Source organism: Neobacillus sp. 204, from assembly GCF_046562815.1.
In the GTDB taxonomy this organism is placed as follows: domain Bacteria; phylum Bacillota; class Bacilli; order Bacillales; family Cytobacillaceae; genus Neobacillus.
Genome location: NZ_JBJORY010000011.1, coordinates 184,672 through 191,750, shown reverse-complemented (window position 1 = coordinate 191,750; position 7,079 = coordinate 184,672). Strand labels below are relative to the sequence as shown.

The following is a 7,079-nucleotide window of genomic DNA, read 5'->3' as shown; positions in this document are numbered from 1 at the left end:
GTTGCAAATTCCGGTGATCTTTTTGTCGTGCTGTTTACCCGATTGCGGAAGATCAAGATAATTATTATGATTGCTGCCTTTAGATTGTTGAACTAACGTTGTGTTAGTTTTTTAGTTTACATAAAAAGTCGAGTTGAATTTACATAACTGGTCAGTCTTTTATTTTTGTACTTTTATTTTCTATGTAATTTTTTAGAGCGGAAATGGGAAGTACCCTAAAATAATAAATCCGATAGAAAAACAATATGATTATTCTGGATTAAGTAGCTGTTTCTTCTCTTCGGAGGTTTCAAAAGCGTCTAAAATTGAAGAAAGTACTCCTGGAAAACGGTATTCCAAATCTTCCGTTCGTAGAGAAAGGATACGCTGGGTTCCTTGGACGCGCACATTCACTATACCCGCTTCTCTTAACGTACGAGTATGATGAGAAAAAGTGGATTTCGCAACGGGCACTCCAATATCCCCACAGGACCGCTCACCTGCATTGTTAATATTGGAGACTATTAATAAACGAACAGGATCGCTTAAGGCGGATAAAACGTTGGATAAATGAATATCTGCACGGTCTGGGTGAAATAAAATTTTCACGATAAAACCTCCTTAAAATTTTTCCGAGTTTATGATTGCATTATACCATAACGCATGGTATATTTCTATTGTTCGATTATAATCGAATTATAGAACTTAGAGTGAGGGGAAAAAAATGATATCCGAAACTACAATTAATTCTAACAAGGCTGTAGAGCAGCGCACCATGAAAGAAGGAACGGTTACTCTTCTGCTTGGTATATCGATTGTACTCGTCATCATGAACACGATGATGTTTAATTTAGCTTTGCCGGACGTGGCTGCAGCATTTCAATTATCAGCTTCTTCAACTTCGTGGATCGTGACAAGCTATTCTATCGTATTCGCGATCTCATCAATTACGTATAGCCGACTAGCTGATTTTGTTCCAATCCGAAGGCTCTTCATTATTGGGATTTTATCTCTTAGTCTTGCCGCAATAGTAGGTTTGTTTAGCAACAGCTTTATCATGTTGCTAATCGTGCGTATCTTTCAAGCATCCGGAGCGGGTTCAATCCCAGCCTTGTCACTGATACTAATCACCCGTTACGTTCCTATAGAGCGCCGTGGTAAAGCAATGGCTATGATTTTGTCTTCAGTATCGCTAGGTCTAGGGTTAGGGCCTGTCGTTGGTGGCGTAATAGTCGAATATTTGGGCTGGCATATTTTGTTTGTCGTGACCTCGATAACTTTACTGTTAGTCCCTTTTTTTGTGATTCTAATTCCAAAAGAAAAACCAAAAAAAGGTTCTTTCGACGTTTTAGGTGCACTATTCATTGGTGTTGGTACGACGGGACTTCTTCTTTTCTTAACGAACCATTCCTGGATCGCGCTGGTGTCCGGACTAATTACGATTGTAATGTTCATCGTCCGCATACGCTCAGCTAAGGAACCTTTCGTGCTCCCCTCGCTATTCCTAAATCGCTCTTATCTAATTTTAGGAGCAGTCGGTATTGCGGCATATATCTGTAGCTTTTCGACACTATTTTTAATGCCACAAATCCTTGTTAAACAATATAGCCTTAGCGCTATCGAAGCTGGGCTAGTGATTTTCCCAGGTGCATTTTTAGCTATGCTTGTCTCCCAAAAGGTAGGTCGAATCATCGATTCAAAAGGAAACAGTTCGATTATCAGATATATTCCGTTGCTACTTTTGGCATCCGTCGTTTTATTCGCTTTGTTTGAAGGAAATTCTTATCTTGCAATTATGTTCATATATATGTTAATGAGTATTAGCTTCACAATCTTGTCGAGCAGCATATCGAATGAAATGTCAAGATTACTACTCCCATCACAGATTGGTTCTGGACTTGGACTATTTCAGCTTCTCCAATTTTTCAGTGGTGCATTCGGGGTTGCTATAACAGCCAGTGCTCTAAACTGGCAAAAGGACATACCATTAGCGCATGCATACAGCAATATCTATTGGGGTTTGACAATCGTAGTTATCCTATCGATTGGTTGCGCGATTATTTATGTACGATCTGTATTTCGTAAACCTATGACTTCATAACTAAAGTTTTACTTTATCCAAAGAAAAGCTAGGGACGAGATTTTCGATAATTACATCTAGTTCTCAGTCCCTAGCAATACTATTTATTTATTGGTCATATTATAGTTATCTTATTGGTCACGTAAAAGTATTTTTACATGACCAATTGAAACACTAAGACAACTTTATTATGGTACTACTTATTTTTCCCTTTACTTTCACCTTTGTTCTCTTGCCCATAACGCATATGGCCAGAATCACCTTCACCTTTTTCATTAGACTTTTTTCCGCCTAAACTTACATTCGGATAGCTCTTCGTATTTTCATCCATTTTTTTCACCTCCAAATCTTTATTCTGTTCAAATTTTTGATATTTATTTTTATCAAAGATGGTATGTGAATGGTGAAAATGTAAACAATATACCAGATCAAACTAAAGAAACACTGGAATTAATCTCCTAAAGATTTATTCTGTTAATCCTGTTATAGTATGTCTTGTCGCTTCTGAACGAATTGATAAACATGAAATGGTGAGTAGTTGCGGTTCCTTTATAGGAGCTGAGGAAAGTCCAGGCTCGCACAGTGCTGAGATGCCTGTAATATTCGTGCCATCCGCAAGGGTGGGCAGTCGATCATAGTATCGGCTGACGGCGGTGAAATCATGCTAAGTCCTTCGGGATACGCTGAGAATAACCTGAAAGTGCCACAGTGACGGAGCTTTTCTGGAAACGGAAAAGGTGGAACGGGTAAACCCCACGAGCGAGCAACCCAAATTTAGGTAGGGGCATCATCCTGCGGGAAATGAACCTAACGGATGAATCGGCCATTGGTCGATAGTTACATGACTACTACTTCTTGTACAAGGCTTGCTGCCGATAGCAGTACGGAAGTACAGAACCTGGCTTACATCCATTTCATAAGCAAATTATCATTTAAAGAAGCACTATAATTGCGGGTTGGACTTGCTATTTGTTTGATTTACAGAATAGCCCAGATTCAATACCCCTCCCGCACGAATACATAAATGTAAATAATTTGGAAGAAAAACCTTTCGATTATTATCAATTTCTGATATAAAATCTAGTAATACTGGCCCCCGAAAATACATGTGGGCCAGTTTTTTTATTTTATAAAAACCTTTATTGGCATTGTTTTGATCATTTCATCCAATTTAAAAAAGCTGTCCCTGGTGCAGTTTACACACTGGGGACAGTAAATTATTAATACAAAAAAAGCTAAACTAAAATAAGGTTAGAAACCATGAGAACCATCCTCGTGGTGATGCTTTCCATCTTTATTCACTGTTTTGTGTGGTATTAAAGAATTCAACCTGATCTTTTTTGTTGGCCTTTACCTTATTGTTGTTTTTACCCATTTTTCCATCAGATTCATAACTTAAATTCTCCGGTACTTTTTTATTCTTTTCCATAACTTCCTCCTTTTTAAAATTAGTTTGTCCATCCATATTTTTTATATAAGGATTTTTTCTAGTTCTTATATAAGAGCTTAACACTATCAGTAAGTAGTCGCTTTTTAAGGATTGGTGCTATGTCTGTCTATGTTTTAACACGGATTTGGTAATTAATAAAAAAAGCGGGCTACTGGGTGCCAAAACAAAATGTGTCTTGACAGGCCCTGCCCGCTTTTTTATTTAGAATTTAGAATTTAGAATGATAGTTATCAATTTCCCATGTGTGAACGGCTGTACGGTAACTGTCCCATTCTGATTTCTTCAATGAAACATACTCGCCGTATACGTGCTCGCCAAGTGTTTTAGCAGCAATCTCTCCTGATTCTAATTCTTTTATAGAAGCGGCTAGGCTGCCAGGCAGGCTTTCAATGCCACGGAAGGCTCTTTCCTCATCTGTCATATGGAAGATATCTTCATTAATTGGTGCTGGTGCTTCTAATCCTTTTTCGATTCCTTCTAAACCTGCAGATGCGATTACGGCAAATGTTAAGTAAGGGTTAGATGATGGATCTGGACAACGTAATTCTACACGTGTCGCAAGACCTCTTTTTGCTGGAATACGAATAAGCGCTGAACGGTTTGACGCTGACCAAGCGATATAACAAGGTGCTTCATACCCTGGCACTAAACGCTTATAAGAGTTTACTAGAGGGTTTGTGACAGCCGTAAAGCTCTTCACGTTTTCTAGGACACCTGCAATGAATTGATACGCTTTTTCCGATAATTGTAACTCATCTGAAGGATCAAAGAAGGCATTTTCGCTTCCTTCAAAGAATGACATATTGACATGCATACCAGAACCGTTGATTCCAAATACTGGCTTAGGCATAAATGTCGCGTGCAAACCGAATTTCTTCGCAACTGTCTTCACGACCCATTTATATGTAGTTGATAAGTCCGCTGCTGTTAATACATCAGCATACTTAAAGTTAATTTCATGTTGTCCTTCTGCTACTTCGTGGTGAGATGCTTCAATCGTAAAGCCCATTGCTTTTAAGGCACGGTAGATTTCTAAGCGAACACGCTCGCCAAGATCATGTGGCGATGGCTCAAAATAGCCTGCTTTATCACCAAGTTCTTGAGTTGCATATCCATTTTCATCCGTTTTAAAAAGGAAAAATTCTAACTCAGGACCAACTGAAATGGTGTACCCATGATCAGCAGCACGCTCTACTGTTTTCTTGAGAACATTTCTTGTATCTCCTTCAAATAGTGAACCGTCTGGGTTTTTTACAGAACATAAGAATCGTGCTTCCGCATACCCCTCTTCTACTGTCCACGGAAGAACAGCAAATGTTGCTAAATCTGGTTGAAGATACAGGTCCGATTTATTAATTGGTGAAAAACCTTTAATAGAAGAACCATCAAACATCATTTTACCTTCTACTACATCTTCTAGCTGCTCAGTAGTTACAGTAACGTGCTTTAAGATCCCTTCGATATCGACAAATTGCAAGTGTAATAGTTCAACACTTTTTTCTTTGATCGTTTCTTTAATTTGTTCTAGAGTGGTTGTATCTACAGGAGTGTTTGAAATTAGTGTATTCGCCATGTCATATTACCTCGCAATTTCATGTTATATTTTGTTACATCAATAAATTTATTATAATAAAAAAAGAATAGTTTGACAATCTTTTTTCATAAATTTTTTGAATATTTATGCCGTTTTTTTAGTAAGCGTTTTCATATTTCGAGTATTAGAATCTAGTATTTTCAATCTCTATCTTGTGTTTCATGATTATAAATATGCAAAAATGTGTATAAAATCCTTAGAAAAATGGTGTTTGACACATTATTAATTTCATCCAAAAAAAAAGACCGAGCATGCAGCAACATGTCCGATCTAGTTTAATTAAAATTTTCCTCAAAGGGGATCGACTACTATTCCATTTCTCAATCCTTTTAATCTACAAAAACACCCCAACCGTCCGAATAACCGCCAAGTGGTTTGCTTAAGTTATTTAATTTATCTTGTATTTTAATTAATTCGTTATAATTTAATAGCATCCTTTTCGAGCAACAACATGCCCACTCATCAGTTTCGTCATCTTGCTCTAAGAAACAATTGAATCCTTCTCCTTTTAGTACTTGTGATAATTTTTCACCTGTTGCTTTATCAGGCACGGCAACAAAAAACTCCACTGATTGTTGCTTTTTAAAATCTAATCCATCTTTATGTAGACTACGTAAAGCATCGCCATCAGCATCATTTGGAAATTTCATTTGTTTTTCCTCCATATTCTAGTACATTCATTATGTCATTATAATTCACTTCGTTCTTTTAGACTAACCAAAAAATGGGTGAAATTCTATATAAAAAAGAAATCAACATATAGGTTGACTTCTTTTTTATATTCTCTTGCTAAAATACCATCATTTAACCGTTAGCATATAATCAACTGATCTATTCTACTCCCGGAAACCATCCAGGCGAATGAATAATTGCCTGCCACAGGGGATCTGGTACTTCCAGTACATGCTGATGATTCTTGTTTATTTTGGTAACAATTTCAGATTCTCTACCTTGTTCCACTTTTTGCACCCACTCAGGATCAATAATCAGTTCACGTCCCAATGCGATTAATGGGACTCCCGTTTCCAATGCTTTTAAGGCATCATCAGCTGTATAAATCGAACCGACACCGATTACTGGAACACGTTCACCTACACGCTCTTGAATGATTTCAATACGTGAACGTGTATCCTCAACTCCTCGTTTAGGTGTTGACCTGAAATCCAGCAATGAAACATGAAGATAATCAAGGTCTTTTTCTGCAAGTGCATCTATTAGTGCAAGTGTGTCAGCCATAGTGATTCCAGGTGTTTCAGGTTCCTCAGGTGAAAAACGATATCCAACCAAGAAAGGCTCCTTCCCATATTCAGCAACAACTCTCTTTACTTCATCAACAACCGCCAAAGGAAAAGTTAGACGTTTTTCAAGAGTGCCGCCCCATCGGTCTGCACGACGATTGGAATGAGGGGAAAAGAATTGCTGAATCAGATATCCATTAGCACCATGTAATTCAACTCCGTCATAACCCGCTTCAATTGCTCGTCGAGTTGCTTCTCCAAAATCACGAATAATAGACTCGATTTCTGATTCAGTTAATGCTCGGGGAGCGGGTTTTCCTTCACCTTCTGACGGAACTGCACTAGCACTTACCACATCACCATCCACTAATTCAGGTGGAACCTGGCGGCCGCCATGGAAGATTTGCAAAATCGCTTTCGCACCCTTCTCTTTAATCGCTGAAGCTAAACGACGCAAACTAGGTTTCATTTCATCACGGTCTCCACCAAATTCACCATGAAACCCTTTACCATTGATTGTCACATAGGTACATGCTGTAATGACCATACCAACGCCATTGGAACGTCGTTCATAATATTTGACTTCAGCATCTGAGACGGTCCCGTCAGGATTTGATGAGAAATTTGTCATCGGTGCCATAACAATGCGATTTTTTAATTGAATCCCCTTTCCTATGTCAAATGACTCAAATAATGGTGCATATTTTAAATTCATCATGTGTTTACTCCTCCACCTTT

At 38.2% G+C, this 7,079-nt stretch carries 7 protein-coding genes and 1 other RNA gene; 2 read left to right on the top strand and 6 right to left on the bottom strand.

What is annotated here, in order from left to right:
* Positions 1 to 249: 249 nt before the first annotated feature.
* Positions 250 to 588, bottom strand: coding sequence for an ArsR/SmtB family transcription factor (locus ACJ004_RS21900; protein WP_410895259.1), 339 nt, complete (start codon positions 586 to 588; stop codon positions 250 to 252).
* 115 nt (positions 589 to 703) lie between these two features.
* On the opposite strand from ACJ004_RS21900, the gene ACJ004_RS21895 reads away from it, so the two are divergent.
* Positions 704 to 2,080 (top strand): MFS transporter, encoded by a 1,377-nt coding sequence (locus ACJ004_RS21895; RefSeq protein ID WP_410895258.1) that lies wholly within the window; start codon positions 704 to 706, stop codon positions 2,078 to 2,080.
* 175 nt (positions 2,081 to 2,255) lie between these two features.
* Here the strand turns inward: ACJ004_RS21895 and ACJ004_RS21890 are convergent, their stop codons facing one another.
* Entirely contained in the window at positions 2,256 to 2,390 is a 135-nt protein-coding gene (locus ACJ004_RS21890) for a hypothetical protein (protein WP_410895257.1), read from the bottom strand.
* 195 nt (positions 2,391 to 2,585) lie between these two features.
* Between ACJ004_RS21890 and rnpB the strand changes: the two genes are divergently transcribed.
* An RNA gene (gene rnpB / locus ACJ004_RS21885) (RNase P RNA component class B) lies at positions 2,586 to 2,970 on the top strand.
* A gap of 383 nt (positions 2,971 to 3,353) precedes the next feature.
* Here the strand turns inward: rnpB and ACJ004_RS21880 are convergent.
* From ACJ004_RS21880 to ACJ004_RS21865, 4 genes are all read right to left on the bottom strand, one after another.
* A complete protein-coding gene (locus tag ACJ004_RS21880) occupies positions 3,354 to 3,488 on the bottom strand; it encodes a hypothetical protein (RefSeq protein WP_410895256.1) in 135 nt (44 codons plus the stop codon).
* Positions 3,489 to 3,717: 229 nt separating this feature from the next.
* Positions 3,718 to 5,082, bottom strand: a complete 1,365-nt coding sequence (gene glnA, locus ACJ004_RS21875; protein ID WP_410895255.1) for a type I glutamate--ammonia ligase — start codon at positions 5,080 to 5,082, stop codon at positions 3,718 to 3,720.
* 350 nt (positions 5,083 to 5,432) lie between these two features.
* Positions 5,433 to 5,753 carry a ribonuclease E inhibitor RraB gene (locus ACJ004_RS21870; RefSeq protein ID WP_410895254.1) on the bottom strand — a complete coding sequence of 107 codons (321 nt, stop codon included), beginning with the start codon at positions 5,751 to 5,753 and terminating at the stop codon, positions 5,433 to 5,435.
* A 181-nt stretch (positions 5,754 to 5,934) separates the two neighbouring features.
* Complete coding sequence (locus ACJ004_RS21865; protein WP_410895253.1) at positions 5,935 to 7,059, bottom strand: NADH-dependent flavin oxidoreductase; 1,125 nt, start codon at positions 7,057 to 7,059, stop codon at positions 5,935 to 5,937.
* Between the last annotated feature and the right edge of the window lie 20 nt (positions 7,060 to 7,079).

Coding starts and splice junctions, on each gene's coding strand:
- ACJ004_RS21895 (WP_410895258.1), top strand. CDS start 704: ATGATATCCGAAACTACAATTAATTCTAACAAGGCTGTAGAGCAGCGC.
- ACJ004_RS21890 (WP_410895257.1), bottom strand. CDS start 2,390: ATGGATGAAAATACGAAGAGCTATCCGAATGTAAGTTTAGGCGGAAAA.
- ACJ004_RS21880 (WP_410895256.1), bottom strand. CDS start 3,488: ATGGAAAAGAATAAAAAAGTACCGGAGAATTTAAGTTATGAATCTGAT.
- glnA (WP_410895255.1), bottom strand. CDS start 5,082: ATGGCGAATACACTAATTTCAAACACTCCTGTAGATACAACCACTCTA.
- ACJ004_RS21870 (WP_410895254.1), bottom strand. CDS start 5,753: ATGAAATTTCCAAATGATGCTGATGGCGATGCTTTACGTAGTCTACAT.
- ACJ004_RS21865 (WP_410895253.1), bottom strand. CDS start 7,059: ATGATGAATTTAAAATATGCACCATTATTTGAGTCATTTGACATAGGA.